The sequence below is a fragment of the Nocardia araoensis NBRC 100135 genome (assembly GCF_000308435.1).
Lineage (GTDB): Bacteria > Actinomycetota > Actinomycetes > Mycobacteriales > Mycobacteriaceae > Nocardia > Nocardia araoensis.
The window spans coordinates 1-21,031 of the sequence record NZ_BAFR01000341.1 but is presented as its reverse complement, the minus strand read 5'-3'; the positions used below and the strand labels follow the sequence as shown (position 1 = coordinate 21,031).

General features: G+C 70.5%; 15 protein-coding genes. 8 read left to right on the top strand and 7 right to left on the bottom strand.

From position 1 onward, the window contains the following. From ON21_RS32580 to pruA, 6 genes are all read right to left on the bottom strand, one after another. Nucleotides 1-1,084 (bottom strand): MFS transporter (locus tag ON21_RS32580; protein WP_051021595.1); only part of this gene is annotated, 1,084 nt, incomplete at its 3' end. Next, nucleotides 1,084-1,725 (bottom strand): GntR family transcriptional regulator, encoded by a 642-nt coding sequence (locus ON21_RS32575; protein ID WP_039804502.1) that lies wholly within the window; start codon nucleotides 1,723-1,725, stop codon nucleotides 1,084-1,086. The genes ON21_RS32575 and ON21_RS32580, both read right to left, overlap by 1 nt. Nucleotides 1,726-2,058: 333 nt before the next feature. Then, the gene (locus ON21_RS32570; RefSeq protein ID WP_039804501.1) at nucleotides 2,059-3,468 is read right to left on the bottom strand and encodes an amidase; all 1,410 of its coding nucleotides are present in this window, start codon (nucleotides 3,466-3,468) and stop codon (nucleotides 2,059-2,061) included. A gap of 121 nt (nucleotides 3,469-3,589) precedes the next feature. Then, the gene (locus ON21_RS32565) at nucleotides 3,590-5,035 is read right to left on the bottom strand and encodes an amino acid permease (protein ID WP_039804500.1); all 1,446 of its coding nucleotides are present in this window, start codon (nucleotides 5,033-5,035) and stop codon (nucleotides 3,590-3,592) included. A gap of 359 nt (nucleotides 5,036-5,394) precedes the next feature. Then, nucleotides 5,395-6,354: a proline dehydrogenase family protein gene (locus ON21_RS32560; RefSeq protein WP_039804499.1), complete on the bottom strand. Its 960-nt coding sequence runs from the start codon at nucleotides 6,352-6,354 to the stop codon at nucleotides 5,395-5,397. Continuing rightward, on the bottom strand, nucleotides 6,354-7,991 hold the full coding sequence (gene pruA, locus ON21_RS32555) for an L-glutamate gamma-semialdehyde dehydrogenase (RefSeq protein WP_039804498.1): 1,638 nt from the start codon (nucleotides 7,989-7,991) through the stop codon (nucleotides 6,354-6,356). Before pruA ends, ON21_RS32560 begins: the two co-directional genes overlap by 1 nt. Before the next feature lie 125 nt (nucleotides 7,992-8,116). Between pruA and ON21_RS32550 the strand changes: the two genes are divergently transcribed. Beyond that, a complete protein-coding gene (locus ON21_RS32550) occupies nucleotides 8,117-9,364 on the top strand; it encodes a PucR family transcriptional regulator (protein WP_039804496.1) in 1,248 nt (415 codons plus the stop codon). A gap of 97 nt (nucleotides 9,365-9,461) precedes the next feature. On the opposite strand, the gene ON21_RS32545 is transcribed toward ON21_RS32550, so the two are convergent. Further along, nucleotides 9,462-10,499, bottom strand: coding sequence for a saccharopine dehydrogenase NADP-binding domain-containing protein (locus ON21_RS32545; RefSeq protein WP_039804495.1), 1,038 nt, complete (start codon nucleotides 10,497-10,499; stop codon nucleotides 9,462-9,464). Nucleotides 10,500-10,628: 129 nt separating this feature from the next. Between ON21_RS32545 and ON21_RS32540 the strand changes: the two genes are divergently transcribed. The 7 genes from ON21_RS32540 to ON21_RS40450 form a co-directional block, all read left to right on the top strand. Beyond that, nucleotides 10,629-11,546 carry an AraC family transcriptional regulator gene (locus ON21_RS32540; RefSeq protein WP_039804493.1) on the top strand — a complete coding sequence of 306 codons (918 nt, stop codon included), beginning with the start codon at nucleotides 10,629-10,631 and terminating at the stop codon, nucleotides 11,544-11,546. A gap of 307 nt (nucleotides 11,547-11,853) precedes the next feature. Continuing rightward, a complete protein-coding gene (locus ON21_RS32535) occupies nucleotides 11,854-12,786 on the top strand; it encodes a LysR family transcriptional regulator (RefSeq protein WP_039804492.1) in 933 nt (310 codons plus the stop codon). A gap of 97 nt (nucleotides 12,787-12,883) precedes the next feature. Further along, the gene (locus ON21_RS32530) at nucleotides 12,884-14,566 is read left to right on the top strand and encodes an AMP-dependent synthetase/ligase (protein ID WP_245562827.1); all 1,683 of its coding nucleotides are present in this window, start codon (nucleotides 12,884-12,886) and stop codon (nucleotides 14,564-14,566) included. A gap of 95 nt (nucleotides 14,567-14,661) precedes the next feature. Continuing rightward, complete coding sequence (locus tag ON21_RS32525; RefSeq protein WP_245562826.1) at nucleotides 14,662-15,921, top strand: NAD(P)/FAD-dependent oxidoreductase; 1,260 nt, start codon at nucleotides 14,662-14,664, stop codon at nucleotides 15,919-15,921. Further along, nucleotides 15,918-16,523, top strand: a complete 606-nt coding sequence (locus ON21_RS32520) for an SGNH/GDSL hydrolase family protein (RefSeq protein ID WP_039804490.1) — start codon at nucleotides 15,918-15,920, stop codon at nucleotides 16,521-16,523. The genes ON21_RS32525 and ON21_RS32520 overlap by 4 nt, the downstream gene beginning before the upstream one ends. Nucleotides 16,524-16,551: 28 nt before the next feature. Beyond that, a complete protein-coding gene (locus ON21_RS32515) occupies nucleotides 16,552-20,214 on the top strand; it encodes a type I polyketide synthase (protein ID WP_051021594.1) in 3,663 nt (1,220 codons plus the stop codon). After that, on the top strand, nucleotides 20,211-21,031 hold an 821-nt coding region (locus ON21_RS40450; RefSeq protein ID WP_245562825.1), incomplete at its 3' end, for a phosphopantetheine-binding protein. The genes ON21_RS32515 and ON21_RS40450, both read left to right, overlap by 4 nt.

The window sequence follows — 21,031 nt, the reverse complement described above, 5'->3', positions numbered from 1 at the left end:
GGTAGCTCGCGGAGTAGAACACGGCGGTCAGCCCGGCCAGATCGTCCGGGCGGGCGATGCGTTCGATCTCCTGCAACCCGGCCACCATTCCGATGCCGTAGCCCGCTCCGAGCGCCACGGCGGCGGCCACCGTCGCCCACACGGTCAACAGGCCGGAGGCCGTCGCGGCGAGCGCCATCCCCAGCGTGACCGCGATCAGCGCGATCGCGGCCGCTCGCGCGGTGCCGGGCCGGTCGATCCGGCGCGCGACGGATTGGACGGCGAACCCGCAGCCGAGGGTGATCACACAGATCATGGCGGAGAACGCGATCGGCGCCGTACCGACCCGAGGCGCCATCAGCGCGGGCAGCACCGCGTACGCCGCGGCGGCGGAGGTGAACAGCCACAGCGCGGCGGGCAGTGCCACCGTGCGGAAACGCCGGTGTCCCGCCGCGGGAATGCGCAGGTCATCGCGGAGCCGGCCCGGGTTCTGCCGTCGGGGGACCGTTTCCGGCGCACGCCGGACCCACACGGCGGCGATCAGGCACAGGCCTACGTTGATCAGGTACGCCAAGGTGTTCGGCCACGGCGCCCATTGCGCGAGCACACCGGCGCAGCAGGCGCCGATGGCGAAGCCCGCCGTGAGGCTCATCGCGGCGCGACGCGCGCCCGTGCCCGCGGGAAGCTCCTGGTTGTACGGCGCCTGCGCCAGCTCTTTGAGCCAACTGCCGCCGACCGCCATCGCCAGCCCGAGGGCGATGCCGCACAGCACTCGTCCCGCCGACATGAGCGGCACCGACGCGGACCCGAACGCGAGCAGCAGTGATCCGGCCGCGGCGATCAGCGGCGCGGGCCGCAGCAGGACGCGACGGCCGTAGCGATCCGACAGCGGGCCGCCGATCAGCAACGCGGGCACGATGCCGAGCACGTAGTAGAACAGCAGCAGGTCGACGGTCGTCGCCGCCAGCCCGTCGTTCTTGTACATCACCAGCAGCGGCGTGAATTCGTTTCCGCCCCAGGCGATCGCGAACATGGCGGCGGCAACGCCTCGCCATCGGGTCGAGACGATCCGTTCGCGGGGCGCGGTGCGGGTGAGCGTCGCCATCACCGGCCTCGTAGCTCCAGTTGATGCACGCCGGACAGATGCTCGACCAACGCGTCGGCGAACCCGTCGACGTCCGACGCCGCGATCAGGTCGGCCAGTCGCACGTGCTGCTCGACGATCCGGGTGATGTCGACCGGGCCCCGACGCAGGGCGACGCTGTTCATCCGGCGCTGGCGTTCCCGCAGCGAGTCGTAGAACCCCGACAGCAGCGGGTTGCCACCGGCCAGGACGTAGGTGCGGTGGAAGTCGGTGTCGGCGAGCGCGAAGCCGTCGAGATCACCCGCGGCGGCCAGTTCGCGCTGCCGGTGGATCGAGGAGCGCAAGGCCCCGACCAGCATGCCGGTGTCGTCGGCGGCGGCGCTGCGGACCGCGGCGGTCTCCACCACGTATCTGGCGTGCGCGACGTGCTCGGCCTCATCGGGCGGGATCGGCACCACCAGCGCGCCGCGCTTGGGATACAGCTTCATCCACCCTTCGGTCTCCAGCCGCAGGAACGCCTCGCGCACCGGCGTACGGGAGGTGCCCAGGTCGGCGGCGATCTCGCCCTCGCTGATCAGTTCCCCGCCCGCGAGCGCGCCGGACAGGATGCGCTCCTTCACGGCGCGATAGGCCTGTTCAGCGGATGAATACGTCTTAGACACAAGTTGTATCTTATCCGCGGGTCCGCGGGGACTTGGCGAGGGGTGGACCGACCTGCTGGTCTCACCTGGCAGCGGTTGCGGAAGATGCGCCGCGCGCACGGCGTACCGGCAGTACTCGGGCATCGACTGCCACGCACGGTCGGCCGATCGGGACGTGGGGGCGGGTGGCTCCGATCACCGCCGGGATGGTGTGGCGCGATGTCGCGCTCGGACGGGAGCGCGCATTCGGACACGCCCACGGTGCTGCCGGGAAAGGTGGGCTCCCGGCGCTCTCGCGCCCATCGACCACTCGCAGACGACGTGCCGCGACCCACTCTGGTGACGCCGTGGAGGCTAGCGGTGCGAAAGGGCCACCGGGCGGGGATACGGGCGTGCCTGCTCGAGTTGCGCGGCGACCGGAAGAATCGTCGTCTCGCCATTCGTGGGGCCGACCAGCTGCACCGACAGCGGGAGCCCGTCGTCGCCCACGCCCGCGGGCAGCGAGGCGGCGGGGTGACCGGTGACGTTCCACAGTTCGGTGTAGGCGACCATCGGGATCGAGGCGAGCTGAGCTCGTACCGTGTTCGCCCCGTCGAGCACGCCGAGCAGCGGCGGGCGGATCGCGATGGTGGGAGTCAGCAACAGGTCGCATTCGGTGAAGACGCGGTCCATCTTGCGCGTCAGCGCCTCGCCGCGCCGGATCGCCCATTCGACGATCGGCCTGCGCGCCCAGGCGCCGATTCCGACCGTCTGCTTCGTGCGGCGTTCGAGCAGTTCGGGATGATCGATCTCGGCCAGTTCGGCGCGCACGCCGCCGAAGAACTGGGGGAAGAAGGCGTGCATGGATTCCGGGTAGCGCAGGTCGATCTCCGCCACCGTGTGGCCCAGTTCGGTGAGCAGTTTCGCGGTGTCGCGCAGGGCGCGCACATGCTGCGGATCGAGTCGCACCATGAGGGCGTGCGGTTTGGTGCTGTAGCCGATGCGCAACGGCCGGGCCGGTGCGCGCGCCGCCGCCTCGAACGAGGTCGCCGGGTCCGGCGCGTGGAATCGGTCGGTGGGGGTGCTGCCGCGGATGACGTCGTAGACGACGGCGGAGTCCAGCACGCCGCGGGTCAGCGGCCCGGCGGCGCCCAGCGCCCACCACAGGTGCTCGTTCGGGGACATCGGCACGCGCCCGCGCTGCGGTTTGAGACCGAACAATCCGCAGCACGCGGCCGGGATGCGGATCGACCCGCCACCGTCGCCCGCGAGTGCGACGGGCACCAGCCCGGCGGCCACCGCGGCGGCGGACCCGCCGCTCGACCCGCCCGCCGAGCGGTTCGGGTCCCACGGATTGCGGGTCACGCCGAAGGTACTGGACTCGGTGAACGGCCACTGCCCGAATTCCGGCATCGCGGTCTTGCCGACGATGATCGCCCCGGCCGCGCGCAGCCTGCGCACGGCTTCGGCGTCCGCCACGGCGGGCGTGGCGTTCGCCCTCGTGCCGAAGGTGGTTACCACGCCAGCGACGTCGAATTCGTCCTTCACCGCGACCGGTACCCCGTGCAACGGGCCCACCGTGTCGCCCGCCGCCCGCGCGCGGTCGCGCTCGACGGCCTCGGCCCTGGCCTCTTCCCGCAGGACACGGGTGAAGGCGCCGAGATCCGCCGCGGCATCGATTTCGTCGAGCGTCGCCTCGACCAGTTGCTCCGCCGAAAGTGCGCCCTGGGCCAGCAACTCGCGCTGTTCGAGCACACCCGCCGACACGACCTCCCGCAGATCCATCCGCCACCGCTCCTTCCGAGCCGCGCGACGTCGCGGCTGTCGCCGATGCCGACGTTTCGACCGTAGGCAGTCCAGCGACCGTTTCGCAACGGGTACTCGCCGACGAGCCCGGCGACCGGGCTCAGGAGGTCGGCGGGCCTTCCGCCGCGGCGGGCCGGGCGCGCTCGAGCCTGGAATGCCTGCGCGAGTAGGTGAAGTAGACGATCAAGCCGACCACCAGCCAGATCACGAAACGCGCCCAGGTCTCCCACGGCAGCGACCAGATCAGGTACAGCGAGAACCCGATGCCGACCAGCGGAACGACCGGCATGAACGGCAGGCGGAACTCGCGCGGCTCGTCGGGGCGGGTGCGCCGCAGCACGATCACCGCGACGGACACCACGATGAACGCCATCAGGATGCCGATATTGGTCAGCTCGGCCACCACGGTGATGTCCAGCAATCCGGCCATCAGCGCCGATCCGATGCCGACGATCCAGGTCACCCGGGTGGGCACCTTTCGGACCGGATGGGTCTTGGCGAACCACTCCGGCAGCAGCCCGTCGCGGCTCATCGCGAACCACACGCGGGTGACGCCGAGCATGAAGGTGAGCACCACGGTGACGATGCCCACGATGGCCCCGATCGCGATGATGTTCGCGACGCCCGGCTGCCCGACCGACTCGAACGCCGTGGAGAACCCGCTGGTCGGGCTGATCTCGGTGTACTTCTGCATGCCGGTGAGCACCAGGGTGGCCAGCACGTAGAGGACCATCGCGATGGCCAGCGAATAGATGATCGCCTTCGGCAGATGCTTCTTGCCGTCGGTGGACTCCTCGGCGGCGGTGCTCATCGCGTCGTAGCCGAACACGGCGAAGAAGACGGTGGCCGCGCCCGTCCACACCGCGCCGGTGCCGAACGGGAAGTAGGGGGTGTAGTTCGAGCTGTCGATGTGGAACACGCCGAGCACGATGATCAGCACGACGAGGGCGACCTTGATACCGACGGCGACGGTCTCGAACCGGCCGACGCTGCGGATGCCGCGCGCGAGCAGCCAGGCCGTGCCGAGGCAGAACAGCATGGCGAACACGTCGACGACGTGGCCCTCGCCGGTGCCCGAAGCGCCCATCATCCAATCGGGCAGCGCGATGTCGACCTGTTCCAGCAGGAATTTGAAGTAGCCGGAGACGCCGATGGCCACCACCGCCGCGACCGCGACATACTCCAGCAGCAGATCCCAGCCGATGAACCAGCCGGCGATCTCGCCGAGCGACACGTATCCGTAGGTGTAGGCGGACCCGGCCTTGGGCACCATCCCGGCGAACTCCGCGTAACACAGCGCGGCGGCCGCGCTCGCCACACCCGCGATGAGGAACGAGATCAACACCGAAGGACCGGTGACCGAGTGCGCCACCGCACCCGCCAAGGTGAAGATGCCCGCGCCGATGATGCCGCCGACACCGATCGCGGTGAGCTGCCACAGTCCCAGTGACCGCGACAACTGTTCATCGGCCGGAGCGGCTTCGTCCTCGACCTCGCCGAGCGGCTTGCGGCGCGTAATCTGGCTGCGTAAGTGGTCGAGGGACAATGCGACTCCGTGTTGGTTTTTCCAGCGCCTGCGGCGCTGGGACGGGCTCGGTCTCGCTTCGCTCGAAACCGTATGTTCCGCCAGTATGGTCGCGTGTCGTCACAAGTGGCGGCGAAAAGCGTGCCAGTACTGGTGACCGGTTCGGGCGTGCGGCCGGCCGATCGCAGGTCCTCCTGCGGCGGCTACCTCGGCCATGCCCGACGACGGAGCACCTCGTCGGCCGGCTCTGAGCACGCGACGGAGGACGCCTTCTACCGCTCGAAGCGCTGCCGCATCACCCGACGACCGCCGGCGGCCCGTGGTCACTTCTGGACTGCGTCGGGTCTTCTGGACCAGGCAGCGCCGATTCCCGCCTTCGCTCAGCGGTCGCGGCCGAGCGACCGCAGGAAGAACGCGATATTGGCCGGTCGCTCGGCCAGCCTGCGCATGAAATAGCCGTACCACTGGTCGCCGTAGGGCACGTAGACGCGCAGGGTGTGACCGGCTCCGGCCAGGCGCCGCTGTTCGGCGTCGCGGATGCCGTGCAGCATCTGGAACTCGAAATCACCGGACTTCCGCCCGCTTTCCCGGACGTGGCGCAGCGCCGCGTCGATCAGCGCCGGGTCGTGCGTGGCGATCATCGGATACCCTTTGCCCTCCATCAGCACCCGCAGGCACCGCAGATAGGACTCGTCCACCGCCGATCGGCTCTGATAGGCCACCGACGCGGGTTCGCGGTAGGCGCCCTTGCACAAGCGGATCCGTGAACCCGGACCCGCGAAAGTGCGGCAGTCCGCCTCGGTGCGTTTGAGATAGGCCTGCAGGACCGTGCCGAGCCACGGGAAGTCCAAACGCAGCTCGCGCACGATCGCCAGCGTCGCTTCGGTGGTGGTGTGGTCTTCGGCGTCCACGGTCACCCAGACCCCGGCGGCCTTCGCCGCCGTGCAGATCTCATAGGCGTGCTCCCGTGCGATGGCGTATCCGTTCTGCGGCAGCGACTGGCCCAGTGCGGAAAGCTTGAGCGACACCTCCAGTTGCGGCACCGGAGCGTCGTCGATGGCGCGCAGCTCGGCCAGCGCCGACAGCAGCCGCAGGTAGTGCGCGACGGTGCCGCGGGCACGGTCCAGATCGGTGGTGTCCTCGCCGAGGTAGTCGATGCTGACCGAGCGGCCGGAGCCGAGCAGCGCGGAGGTCGCGGCGACCGCGTCGCGTTCGGTCTCGCCCGCGACGAAACGGTCGACCAGCTTCTTGGTGGCCGGGAGGCGGGTGATCGCGCGCTCCATGCGCGCGGAACGGGACGCCGCCAGCACGGCGGGCCGCAGCAGTCCGGAGAAGGCCATCACAACTCCTGGTGCGGGTAGCGGTGGTCGGTCGCGGGGACGAAGGTCTCCTTGATCGTGCGAGCGGAGGTCCAGCGCAGCAGGTTCTGTGCCGAGCCTGCCTTGTCGTTGGTGCCGGACGCGCGCGACCCGCCGAAAGGCTGCTGGCCCACGACCGCCCCGGTGGGTTTGTCGTTGATGTAGAAGTTGCCCGCCGCGAAGCGCAACCGATCGGCGGCCGTGCCGATCGCCGCGCGATCCCGGGCGATCACCGAGCCGGTCAGGCCGTAGGGCGAACCCCGGTCGATCAGGTCGAGCACGGACTCGAACGAGCCGCGGACCGAATCGTCGTACACGTGCACGGCCAGGATCGGGCCGAAGTACTCGACGCGGAACGCCTCGTCGGCCGGGTCGTCCCCGAGCAGGACGGTCGGCTCGACGAAATAGCCGACGCTGTCGTCGGCGTGGCCGCCGGCGGCGATGGTCAGGCCCGGAGTCGCCTTGGCGCGCGCGAGGGCGTCGGCGTTCTTCGTGAAGGCGCGCCGATCGATGAGGGCTCCCCCGTAGTGGCCGAAATCGGTGACGTCGCCGTAGCTGAGCGCGGCCACCCGGTCGATGAACTCGCGGCCCATCCGGTCCCACACCGATCGGGGGAGGAAAGCGCGCGAGGCGGCCGAGCACTTCTGGCCCTGGTAGTCGAACGCGCCGCGGATCAGGGCCGTGCTCAGTACGTCCGGATCGGCGGAGCTGTGCGCGACGACGAAATCCTTGCCGCCGGTCTCGCCGACCAGGCGCGGGTAGGAGTCGTACCGGTCGAGATGCGCCGCGACGGTGCGCCAGAGGTGGCGGAAGGTCGCGGTGGATCCGGTGAAGTGGATGCCAGCGAGCCGATGGTCGGCCAGCGCCACCTCCGACACCTCGGGGCCCGCGCCGTGCACCATATTGATCACGCCGGGCGGCAGCCCCGCCGCCTCGAGCAGTCTCATCGTCCAGTAGGCCGCCACCGACTGGGTGACGGCCGGCTTCCACACCACCGTGTTGCCCATCAGCGCAGGCGCCGTGGGCAGGTTGCCCGCGATGGCGGAGAAGTTGAACGGCGTGATCGCGTAGACGAACCCCTCGAGCGGCCGGTAGTCCATCCGATTCCACGTCCCCGGCGCCGAGATCGGCTGATCGGCCAGGATCCGGCGCGCGAAGTGCACATTGAACCGCCAGAAGTCGACCAGCTCGCAGGGTGTGTCGATCTCGGCCTGGTAGGCCGTCTTCGACTGGCCCAGCATCGTTGCGGCGGAGAGGGTTTCGCGCCACGGTCCGGCCAGTAGATCGGCGGCGCGCAGGAAGATCGCGGCGCGTTCGTCGAAGGACAGCGCGCGCCATCCCGGCGCCGCGGCGGTGGCCGCAGCGATCGCGTCGTGCACCTCGCCCGGTCCGGCCGTAGCGAGCGTGCCGAGCACGGCGGCGTGCCGGTGCGGCTGCACCACCGCGACGCGCTCGCCCGAACCATGCCGATGCGCACCACCGATGACGTGCGCGACCTCCGTCGGGGTCGCGGCCAGCTCGGCCAGCTTCGCGCGCAGGCGCTCGCGTTCCGCCGTGCCCGGCGCGAAGCTGCCCACCGGCTCGTTGACCGGCGGGGGCGGGGACACGACGGCATCCATGAGACCTCCAGTTGCCAGATGAATTTTCGGTACTGGGTAGTCAACACCGGAAAACTGTCCGGACAATGAGCCGATTGGACAAAGATGAGGCAAGTGTGTTGGAGAGTTGTCCGAAGGGCGGAACCGTGGGCGCGGATGGTGACGAGCTCGCCGCGGACATCGACCTGTTCGCGCTGGCGCAGATGATCGCGGACAACGCGGGCGGGATGGTGTCGATCGAGGACGCGCAGTCGCATGTGCTCGCGTACTCGGCGTCCGACTCGACCGCCGACGAGTTGCGCGTGCGATCGATCCTCGGCCGCGAGGGGCCGGGGGAATATCTGGCCCTGCTGCGGCAGTGGGGCGTGTTCGATCGGCTGCGCGACACCGACGAGGTCGTCGACGTGCCCGCCCACGACGAGCTGAATATCAAGCGCAGGTTGGTGATCGGCATCCGCAGGCCCGCGGACGCGCGGGCGCGCACTCCGCGCATGCTCGGCGCGATCTGGCTCCAGCAGGGCGCTCGGCCGTTCGACCCGGACGCGGCGGAGATCCTGCGCGGCGCCGCGGCCATCGTGGGACGGCTGATCTCCCGGAAGCTGGACGCGCCGACCACCGAGGCGCTACTGACGCGTCGGCTGTTCGGCGCGGGGGCGGCGGTCGATGCCGCGGCGGTGGCGAACGCGCTGCACCTGCCGTCGGCCGGTCCGGCCGCGGTGATCGGTTTCGCGCCCACGGCGGGCGAGCCCGCGCCCGGCGCCGAGCCGGCTGCGCTGGGCGGCGTGCTCCGGTTGCGCGCCAGTTCGTTTCGCGGCGACTCGGTGACCACCGCGATCGGCGACCGCGTCTACGTGCTGCTGCCCGGCTACCGATCCGCGCAGGCGGTGACGGCCTGGACCCGTCAACTGATCGAGCAGCTCGAAGCTCAGCGGTCGCTGTCGCTCCGGGCCGCGATCGCCTGCCCGGTGCCCGATCTCGGCGGGGTGGCCGCCGCGCGCGCCGAGGTCGATCGGGTTCTGGACCGAACCGCAGCATCGCCCGCGAGCCGGGTGACCACCCTTGCCGAGGCGCGGACCGCGGTGCTGCTCGGCGAGGTGCTCGATCTGGTCGGAGCACGGGCGGAACTGCGCGATCCGCGGCTCGGCGCGCTGTTCGACTACGACCGCAAACATTCCGCGAGCCTGCGCGACAGCGTCGAGACCTATCTGCGGGAACACGGCGACGTGCGCGCCGCCGCCGCGGCGCTGTGCGTGCATCCGAATACGTTGCGCTACCGGCTGCGCCGGGTCGAGGACATTCTCGGCATGGACCTCGACGACCACGCCGACCGCCTGCTGCTGGAGATCCAGCTCGCCCTGCACCGCCGCCCGCCCCCGCCCGGGGCATCGGGTTGAGGGCGGCCCGGCCACGACGCGAACGCTCACCTGGGAAGGCTGCGATCCACCACGAGGTTCGCGGTGTGGCGCCGGTGCGCCCGGCCGGTGCGGAATCTCACGGTCTCGGTTCCACCGACCACCGGATTCCCTGGGCGGCGAACGAATTCAGCACATCCGCCGGATCGAATGCTTGGCTCGGCGCGAGCACGCCCGCCTCGGCGCCGCCGGTGGCGAGCCGCACCGCCGCGTCGGCCGCGGCGATGGCCGTGAACCGGTAGGTGTCGGCGCCCTCGGCGTACGCGCGTGCGCTGCCACCGGGGCCGGTGACGTCGGCCAGCACCAGGAACCGGCCCGGGTTGCCGGGGTCGTCCTCGGGAAACTCGGGGAGCGTCTCGGCGAGTTCCGGGGTGAGGTCGGCGAACAGCGCGGCCACCTCGGTCTCGGCGACCCCCTCGACATGGTCGGCGGGCACATGCCGGGGAACGGTGATCACCTCGGTGAGAGCGAACTTCACCACCTGCACCGGCCGCACCGTACCCGGGAAGGTGAGTTCGGTCGTCCGTGCGGGCAGGTCGGTGCGCCACGCGCCGTCGGTGAAGATCGGTCCGCCGGAGGTGAAGGCGTCGGCGTTGGCGATCGCGGTCCGGCCGCTGCCGCGGGAGATCACGGCGCCGCCGGTGTGCCGGTGCGCGAGCGTCACCTGCTCGGGGCGCTCGACCCGCGCCGCGGCCAGGGAGCTGACCAGGTCGCCGAGGAAGCCGCCGTCGTTGACCATCGGCACGACGGTCACACCCGCTTGCCGGGCGGGCTCGGCGTAGGCGTCGAAGACCCGCTCGACGTGAGTCTGCTCCCCGCTGGTGTCGACGTAGTGCGCGCCCGCGGCGATCGCCGCGCGCACCACCGGCTCGCCGAACTCGCGGAACGGCGCCACCGTGCTGATCACGACCCGCACGCCCCGGAACGCGTCCGTGAGTGGCGCGTCCCCGAGCTCGGCGACGCGGATGACGGCGTCCGGAAGGCCGGTCTCGGCCGCGGCCGCTCGCAACCGGTCGGCATCCCGGCCGACCAGCACCGGTTCGACACCACGGCGGCGAAGTTCGGCGAGGACGAGTTTTCCGGTGTGCCCGCTCGCACCGTAAACGGCGATTGTCATGTCGGTTCCTTGTCTTCGGCTGATTCGACATGAACGACCGTACGGACATCGTGAAATACGAACCATGTCATGAAATCCGAGATTTATGTCCGATCGTCTATCGGATGGGCGCTGGGATAGCGTAGTCGGATGGACGTGCTCAGCGACGTGATCGCGGCGATGCGAACCGGTCGCCCGCATTCCAACCTGATGCGGAAGCGGGCGCCGTGGGCTTCGTGGTTCGAATCCGCGTGCGGCGCGGGTTTCCATGTGCTGCTGCAGGGTTCGTGCTGGATGCTGCGGCCGGGTGCGGAGCCGCTTCGGCTCGGGGTGGGAGACGTGGTGTTCCTGCGCCCGAGCGCGGCCGAGCACGGTTTGGCCGACTCGCCGGCCACGCTCACCGGTTCGGACGCGACCGAGGGCGATCCGGAAGTCGTGATGCTGTGCGGCGCTTACCTGATGGACCGGTCGATGCCGCACCCACTGCTCACCGAGCTGCCCGAAGTGGTCCACCTGCCCGCCCGGGTCGGACGGTATCCGCACCTGCGCACCGCGACCGAACTGCTCGGCGCCGAACTGGAGCGACCCGGCCACGGCACCGACGTGGTCGTGACCGGCCTGCTGGACACTCTGCTGCTGTACATCTTGCGAGCCTGGTACGACGAGCAGGCCCACTGCGGGCGGCCCGGCTGGGCGGCGGCGCTGGCCGACCCGTCGATCTCCGTCGCGCTGCGCGACATGCACGACGACCCCGCGCATCCCTGGACGGTAGCGAAATTGGCCGGGCGCGCGGGCCTGTCCCGAGCCGCGTTCGCCAAGCGGTTCACCCAGCTCGTCGGCCGTTCGCCCCTGGCCTACCTGACCTGGTGGCGGATGACCACGGCGGCCAAGGCGCTGCGCGACACCGACCGGCCGCTCGCCGCGATCGCCACGCGAGCGGGCTACACCTCCGAGTTCGCCTTCGCCAAAGCGTTCAAACGCCAGTTCGGCGCCGCGCCGGGCGCCTACCGGCGAAGCAGCCGGAACCGCACGGCCGCGAGTTCGATTTCCACAGCCGATGGCCGGTAGGAGCCGCGCATCATCCCGATGACCGGTCGCGCAGCGTGCCACAACCAGGCTTCGTTCGGGAGGACCCGCTCGGTCTGGCGGTGGATCGACCGAGCGGGAGTTCGTCGGATCGCGCCCGTTCGGGTTGCCGTCCGGACGAGTTCGGAGCATCCTGGATGGTCACGGGCCTGGAAAGCACAGCCCGTTCGACCCTCGGGTCCAGTTCACTCATCCGCTACGGTCTCGGTACCGTCCGTCCGATCCGGGTTCATCGTCGGTTACTTGGTGGCGCTACCGTTTCCGGTACGCGGAAAAAGGAGCCGGCGGCATGGAGTTCCGACATCTGGTTTCGTTCATCACGATTGCCGAAGAGCTGCATTTCGGCCGCGCAGCGCAGCGCTTGCATCTCACGCAGCCCAGTCTCAGTGCCCAGCTGCAGAAGCTGGAGAAATCGCTCGGCGTGCAACTGGTCGCACGCAACTCGCACGAGGTCAAGCTGACCCCGGCGGGCCGGGAGTTCGAGAGTCAGGCCCGGCTCATCGTGGCGCAGATGGACCGCGCGGCGCAGGCCGCGAAGGCGACCGCCGAAGGGCGGGCGGGCACCCTCAACATCGGTTACAACCTTCCGGCCAGCAGGCACGTGCTGCCGGAGGCGCTCACCAGGATGACCGAGCGACATCCCGACATCGTGGTGTCACTGTGGGAGAAGCGCACCGGCCCGCAGCTGGCCGCGCTCTCCGACGGGTCGCTCGACCTCGCCTTGGTCTACGGCCATCCCAGCACGACCGATTTCCGGTACCGGCGGCTGCTGCACCGGGTGCCGTTGGTGGCCGTGGTCGGGCGCAGGCATCGGTGGGCCGACCGGCCCGGCGTCCCCTTCGCCGAACTCGAGGGCCAGGAATGCGTGCTGTTCGCCCGGGAACAGTGTCCGGCGATGTACGACTCGATCTTCCGGGCGGCGGCGGATTCCAGGATCTCCCTCGCGGTGGCGCAGACCGCCGACGACCCGGGTGCGACGGCGCACATGGTCTCGGTGCGCCCGCTGGTGGGGTTCGCCTCGCTGCCGCGGGCGATTTCGATGGGCATGGGCGGTCCGGGGAGCGCCTCGGTCGCGGTGAAACTGTTCGATCCGGTGCCGACGCTCGATTTGTACGCGGTGTGGCGTGCGGACGAGTCGAATCCGGCGGTCGGATTTTTCCTGGATTGCATCGATTCTCCGGAACCGGCGCAAATCGATATTGCCCGCGCGGTATCGGCCTGACCACGTCGATAGGTGATGACATTCGCGCGGTAGGAACCGCGATATCGGCGGCGCGGTAATTCCGTGCCGCCGATCAGAATTCGACATTGTGAACACAGTGTCTGTCATCGCAGTGTCGGTCGGTGAGAATGGTTACGATCTGCCGGACTCGGCGAGTTTGTACTCGGTGATTTCCGGCGCCGCCGCCGAGCATCCGGACCGGCTTTCGCTGTGCGACGCCGACGGAACTCGGCTGACCAGTGCCGAGGTGGACCGCAGGGCCCGCGCCCTGGCCTCGGCCCTGGCCGAGCGCGGCGTCGTGGCGGGTGATCGGGTGGCGGTGCTCGGCCGCACGAATCTGGCCTGGGTGCTGCTCGATTGCGCGCTGCTGGCCCTCGGCGCGGTGGTGGTGCCGGTCTACCCCACCTCGTCACCGAGCCAGATCGAGCACATCCTGCGCGACAGCGGCAGTGCGTATTTCGCCGCCGAGAGCGCCGAGGACGCCGAGCGGTTGCGCGCGGCAGGCGCGGGCGAGGTCTGGCTCTTCGAGCAGATCGCGGACTGGGCCACCGGCGCGATCGATCCCGGACTGGCCGCGCGCATCGCCGCGGTGCGGCCCGACGACCTGGCGATGATCGTGTACACCAGCGGCACCACCGGGGTGTCGAAGGGCTGCCTGATCACCCATCGCAACATGTTCGTGTCCTCGTCGAACACGGTGCGCCGCACCGGCGCGATGTTCGACGGGACCACCGTGCTGGCCCTGCCGCTGTCGCACGTCTTCGGCCAGACCATCTTGTTCGCCTGCCTGTTCGGCGGCAGCCGCACCCATTTGCTGCCCGGCATTCCCGATCTGGTGCCGACCTTGCCCGCCGTGCGGCCGACCTTCCTCGCGATGATTCCCTACGGCCTGGAGAAGATCCGCAAGTACTGCCGCACCCTGCTCACCGAGGACGAGGAGCGGGAGGCGGTGCGGCGCGGTCTCGAACTGATGCGGGCCGGGGCCACCCCGGAACCGTCGGCGCATCCGGTGGCGGCCGCGCTCGGCGGCGAGCTGCGCCACGTCATCTCCGGTGGCGCCTCGCTGGACGATTCGACGGTCGGGTTCTACGCGGCCTTCGGCGTGGTGCTGCTCAACTGCTACGGCCTCACCGAGGCCGCCACCGCCGTGACGGTGAGCGCTCCGGAGACCAACCGGATCGGCACCGTCGGCAGGCCGATCCCGGGGACCTCGGTGGCCGTCGCCGCGGAGGACGGCGAGGTGCTGGTCGGCGGACCGCATGTGTCGCCGGGATACTGGGGCGCCGCGGCGAGCCAGTCACCGGTGGACGCGGAGGGCTGGCTGCACACCGGTGACCTCGGGGAGCTCGACGACGACGGATTCCTGCGGATCACCGGACGTAAGAAGGAGATCCTGGTGACCTCAGGCGGCAAGAACGTGGCGCCAACGCCCCTGGAGGATCGGATCCGGCTGCATCCGCTGGTGTCCAACTGCATGGTGCTCGGCGACGGCCGCGATTTCGTGGCCGCCCTGGTGACTTTGGATCAGGCGCAGGTGCAGCGCTGGCGCGCCGCCGAACCGGGCGGCGATCTCACCGCCGCCGTGCAATCGGCGGTCGACGACGCGAATTCACTCGTCTCCCGCGCGGAATCGATTCGGGCATTCCGGATCGTCGACGGAGATTTCACCGTCGAGGACGGATTGTCGACTTCGTCACGAAAACTGCGCCGCGCCGCGATCGCCGAGGCCTATGCGGCGGATATCGAACTGCTGTATTCCGCGCCCCGGCCCGCACGATAGCCGCGGCCGATCGGCCGATGAATCAGGCCCCGCCGCGGTGGTCGAGCGCCCGGCACGGCCACAGACTCGAATCGGAATTCGACTACCGGAAAGTGATGCGAAACATGTACGACGTCATCGTTGTCGGAACCCGGGTCGCGGGCGCCCCGCTGGCCATGCTGCTCGCCAGGAAGGGCTACCGGGTGCTCGCCGTCGACCGCGCGAGCTTCCCCAGCGACACCCCGTCGACCCACTACATCCACCAGGCCGGGCTCGGCTTCCTGAAGTCCTGGGGCCTGCTGGACGAGGTCGTCGCCACCGGCGTCCCGCCGATCCGGCACCTGAACTTCTCCTACACCGACATCGTCATCAAGGGCTTCGCCGATCCCGCCGCCGACGGCATCGACGCCGTCTACTGCCCGCGCCGCACGGTGCTGGACAAGATCCTGGTCGATGCCGCGGGCAACTCCGGCGTCGAGGTGATTCAGGGCTTCACCGTCTCCGAACTGGTCTTCGACGGCGACCGCGTGGCCGGCATCCGCGGCACGATCGGCGACGGCGCCGAGCAGGAGTTCCGGGCCGCGCTGGTGGTCGGGGCCGACGGCTCGAACTCGATGGTGGCCAAGGCGGTCGGCGCGCAGGAGTACGAGGGCTCGCCCGCGGCGTGCTTCATCTACTACTCCTACTACGAGGGCGTCGACTGGGGGATGCAGCACCGCACCGGATTCGGCGAGCAGCAGTTCGCGTCCTGGCCGACCAACGACGGTCTGGCCCTGGTCGCGGTCATGCGCAAGCGGGACCGGTTCCGCGAGTTCCGCGCCGACCCGGACGCGGGCGTGCAGGAGATCGTCGACCAGATCGACCCGGAGATCGGCGCTCGCCTGCGCGACACGGGCAAGCGGGTGGAGCAGTTCCGCCCGATGCTGTACCCGGACAACTACCGCCGCCGGTCCTTCGGTCCGGGCTGGGCGCTCGTCGGCGACGCCGCCTACCACAAGGATCCGTTCACCGGCTGGGGCATCACCGACGCGTTCAAGTACGCGCAGCTGCTCGCCGACCGGGTGGACGAAGGACTGTCCGGCGCGCGTCCGATGGACGAGGCGCTGGCGGAGTACCAGCGTGAGCGCGACGCGCAGAGCGCCAGCACCTACGAGCTGACGCTGAGCATCTCGGAGCTGTCGCTGACCCCGTACTACGACTCGGTGTTCCGCGCGACGTCGCTGGACGCCGATTACACCAAGCACTTCTTCGGGCTGATCGCGGGAATCTACTCGCCGGACAAGTACTTCGGTGAGCAGGAGCTGGCCGCGCTCTACGAGAAGGTGAACTTCCCCGCGGCGGCCAGGCACATCAGCAAGGACGGAGTGACCGCATGAGCGCGCCCGTGCTGACCGCGCTCGGCGACAGTTTCGTCGAGGGCCGCGGCGACGCCGCGGCCGGCGGCGGCTACCGAGGCTGGGTGCCGCGCCTCGGCGGCCAGCTCGGGCTGCGGCCCGCGGCGGTGCGCAATCTCGGCGAGCACGGCGCGACGACCACCGTCGTGCTGGAACGGCAACTACGCGTGGCCCTGTCGGGACGCTCCGGCCTGTTCGGCGTAGTCGTCGGGGTCAACGACCTGGTGAGCGATTTCGCCGAGGACCGCTTCGCCCGCAATCTCGCCGAGCTGTTCGGCGCCCTGCGTGCGGGCGGCGCGACGGTGTTCACGGCCAGCTATCCGGACATCCCGGCCCGGCTGCCCGTGCCGGACGGGTTCCGCGCGCTGCTGCGCGAGCGGTTCGCCTTCGCCAACGCGGTGCTCGCCGACGTCACCGCCGACACCGGCACGCTGCTGCTGGACATCGCCGCCGAGCCCGAATGGGAACGGCCGGAGATGTGGACCGCCGACGGTCTGCACCCCAGTTCGCTGGGCCACCACCGGTTCGCCGCGAGCGCGGCCGAACTCGTCGCGTCGCGCACCGCGACCACCGTGGCCGCCTGATCATCCACCCGGTTCGAGAGGAATTTCCGTGACAGACGACAGACGCCTGGCGCGCAACCCGATCGCCATCGTCGGAATGTCCGGGCTGCTGCCCAACGCCCACAACCATCGAGAGTACTGGCAGAACATCGTCGACGGCGTCGACTGCACCACCGAGGTCCCCGAGTCGCGCTGGAGCCTGGACGACTACTTCGATCCCGACCCGGCCACGCCGGACAAGACCTACTCGCGCCGGGGCGCGTTCCTGCCCGACATCGAGTTCGATCCCTTGGAATTCGGGCTTCCGCCCAACCAGCTGGAAGTCACCAGCACCATGCAGACGCTCAGCCTGGGCGTCGCGCGCGACCTGCTGCGCGACGCGGGTGCGGTGGACTCCACCTGGTACGACCCCAGCCGCACCGGGGTCGTCCTCGGCACCACCGGCCCGGTGCCGCTGATGCACCCGCTGGCCGCGCGGTTGTCCACGCCCGTGCTGAAGGAGGCGGCGCGCTCGGTCGGTCTGTCCGACGCCGACGCGGACGCCATCGCGGACCGTTTCGTCGCGGCTTTCGCGCCGTGGGAGGCGAATTCGTTCCCCGGCCTGCTGGCCAACATCACCGCGGGCCGGGTGGCCAACCGGCTCGGCCTCGGCGGCATCAACTGCACCGTCGACGCGGCGTGCGCGGCCTCGCTGGCCGCCTTGCGCACCGCCATCGCCGAACTGCAGGACGGCCGCGCGGACATGATGATCACCGGCGGCGTGGACACCGAGAACACCATCTTCATCTACATGTGCTTCAGCAAGGTCGGCGCGCTGTCGGCCAGCGGGCGGATCAGTCCCTTCTCCGCCGACGCCAACGGCACGCTGCTCGGTGAGGGCATCACCATGCTCGCGTTGCGCAGACTGGCGGACGCGCGGCGCGACGGCAACCGGATCTACGCCGTCATGCGCGGTCTGGGCTCCTCCAGCGACGGCCGCGCCAAGAGCATCTACGCCCCGCGCGCGGGCGGTCAGCGCGTCGCGCTGGACCGTGCCTACGCCGACGCCGAGATCTCGCCCGCCGATGTCGCGCTCATCGAAGCGCACGCCACCGGCACGCCCGTCGGCGACAAGACCGAGCTCACCGCCCTGAAGGAACTGCTGACCGACGCGACGCCGGAGCGGGCCTTCGCCGCCCTCGGCAGCGTGAAGTCGCAGATCGGGCACACCAAGGGCGCCGCGGGCACCGCGAGCGTGATGAAGCTGGCGCTGGCGCTGCACCAGAAGGTGCTGCCCGGCACCATCAACGTCTCCGCGCCCAACGCCGAGATCGCCGCCGCCGACGCGCCGTACTACGTGAACACCCGCACGCGTCCGTGGATCCGCGACCCGCAGCGCCCGGTGCGCCGCGCGGCGGCTTCGGCATTCGGCTTCGGCGGCACCAACTTCCACGTCGTGCTGGAGGAGGCGGACGCCGATCGCGCCGCGCACCCGGTGCTGCACCGCACCGCCCGGGCGCACATCTGGCACGCGCCCGACGTGTCCGGACTGATCGATGCGGTGCGCAGCGTCGCGCCATCCGACGGGGGCGACATCCCGGAGGATCACGCGCGCGTCGGTTTCGTCTCGGTGGACGAGGAGAACGCCGCGCACTTGCGTTCGCTCGCGGTGGACGAACTGGTCCGCAACCCCGACGCCACGGACTGGGAGCACCCCGAGGGCGTGTACTTCCGCGCCGTCGCCCTGCCGGATCGCAAGGCGGGCGCGCTGTTCGCCGGACAGGGCAGCCAGTACGTCGACATGGGACTGGACGCGGCGGTGAACAATCCGGCCGTCGGCGCGGCGTTCGACGCGGCCAACGAAGCGTTCGCCGGCGCGCCGGTGCGGTTGTCCTCGGTGGTCTTCCCGCCTCCCGCGTTCGACGACGACGCGGCGGCCGAGCAGGAAAATATCTTGCGCCGAACGGAATTCGCCCAGCCTGCGATCGGCGCGCTGTCCGCGGGGCAGTTCACCGCGCTGTCGGACTACGGTTTCCGCGCCGATGGGTACCTCGGGCACAGCTTCGGCGAGCTGACCGCGCTGTGGGCCTCCGGTGCGCTCACCACCGCCGATTTCCACGCGCTGGCTCGCGCGCGCGGCGTGGCCATGACGCCCGAGCCGGGCGTCGAGGCGGGCACCATGGTGGCGCTCGGCGCGTCCCGGCAGACCGCCGAGGAACTGCTCGACGGAGTCGAGGACGTCTGGATCTGCAATCACAACGCGCCCGACCAGGTCGTGGTCGGCGGTGGCGCCGAGGGGATCGCGGCCGTCGTCGCCCGCTGCGGCGAGCGAGGCGTGGCGACGCGCGCTCTGCCGGTGTCCGGTGCGTTCCACACGCCCTATGTCGCCCACGCCACCGCGGCGTTCGCCTCCGCCGTCGCCGACGCGCACATCGGCGCGCCGGACGCGCCGGTCTTCGCCAACACGCCCGGCGTCCGCTACGGCGACGACGTGGCGGCCAACCGGGCCGTGCTGACCGAACAGCTCGGCAAGCCGGTGGAATTCGTGGCCGCGCTCACCGCGATGCGCGACGCGGGCTGCACCGTGTTCGTGGAGTTCGGGCCGAAGCAGGTGCTCACCTCGCTGGTGCGGCGCACCCTCGGCGACGACGCGGTCGTCATCGCCACCGACTCCGGCCCGATCGGCAACAGCGACCTCGCGCTGACCCGCGCGGCGGTGCGCCTGGCCGTGCTCGGATTCGGCCTGCACGGCATCAACCGCCACACCGCGCCCGCACCGGATGCCGCGGTCTCCGGCCGCGCCATGACGGTGACGATGTCGGCGCCGGAATACGTGCCCGACACCCGGCGCAAGTCCTACGCCGCCGCGCTCGAGGCGGAATACCGGCTCAGCGTGCTCGCGGCGGCCCCCGCTCCGGTCGACAGCGTGGTCGATCACCAGCCCGCCGAGCAGCGGGCCGTGCCCACCGCTTCCATCGCAGCAACGGAGACACCCGTGTACCCCACACCGCAGCCCGGCGACACCGGTTCGGACGCGCTGGAGAGCGCGCTCGTCCAGCACCTGCACACGCACCGCCAGTTCCTGGACGGTCAGCTGGACATGGCCCGCGGCCTGGCGGGCGCGCTCGGCGACGGCAGGCTCGACGCCGCCACCGTCCGCGCCATCGAGGCGGTCAAGGAACACGGTGTCGCGATCAGCCACAGCCACGCGCGAGCCAGCGAGGTGCTCGCCCAGCTGGTCGAGCTGGAGAGCGGCTTCGCTCCGGCGTCGCGGCCCTCGACGCAGGTCACCCGGCCCGCGCCCGCGCCGCGCGCGGCCATCGAACCCGCGCCGGTACGACGGCCGCTGGCCACCGCCATGGTCGTGGACGAGCCCCGCCCCGCCCGCGCGCCGGAACCCGTTGCGGTGCAGGCTCCGGCGACGAACGGGCACGCCGCGCCCGCGGCTGCGGCGGCCGAGAGCCAGGTGACCGGCGAGGCGTTGCGCAGCGCGCTGCGTGAGGTGGTCGCGGAGAAGACGGGTTATCCGGTCGAGATGGTGGATCCGTCGATGGATCTGGAAGCCGATCTGGGCGTGGATTCGATCAAGCGGGTGCAGGTGATCGGCGCTCTCCAAGAACGCTTTCCGCAGTTGCCGAGTCTGGGTCCGGACGCAGTTGGGCACGCTTCGCACGCTCGGATCAGATCGCCGATCTGCTGGGCGCGCAGGACGCCGGATCGACCCCGGCGGTGAACGCCGCCGCCCCGGCCGACGCTCAGGCGTCGGGCGAGACGTTGCGGCGTGCGCTGCGTGAGGTGGTCGCGGAGAAGACCGGTTATCCGGTCGAGATGGTCGATCCGTCGATGGATCTGGAAGCCGACCTCGGGGTGGATTCGATCAAGCGGGTGCAGGTGATCGGCGCGTTGCAAGAACGCTTTCCGAATCTACCGAGTCTGGGTCCGGAGCAGTTGGGCACGCTTCGCACGCTGGATCAGATCGTGGTGGAACTCGCCGGCGCGGCGGGAGGTGATGTCCACCCAAAAGCTGAGGCCGCGGCGGGAACGTCGCGGCATGCCGTCGAACTGGTCGCGCTGCCCGCGCCGGATCGGGCGGTAGCGCCCTACCGGGACGGGGCACGGGCGGTGCTCGTCGATCTGACCGGCGAACCGGACTCCGGCTCGGAGGCGATCGCGGCGGCGCTGACCGCTCTGGGTTGGACGGTAGGACAGGCGGATTCGGCGGACGGGCTCGACGAGGAGCCGCTCGACCTCTGCCTCGTCCTGCTCGGCGGCGCCGCCGATTGGGCGTCGGCGCAACGCCGCCTGACCGACGGCATTCTGCTGGCAGGCCGCGCCGTGCCGCTGCTGCGCGGCGGATCCGGCCGAGCGGCCTTCGTGACGGTGACGCGGCTGGACGGCGCGCTCGGTTTCCTGGGCAGCGCGCAGCCCGAGCTCGCGCTGCTCGGCGGCATCGGCGGTGTGGTGAAGACCCTGGCCGCCGAACAGCCAGAGCTGTTCTGCCGGGCGCTCGATGTCGATCCGGCCTGCTCCGCGCGGCAGTTGGCGGAGCT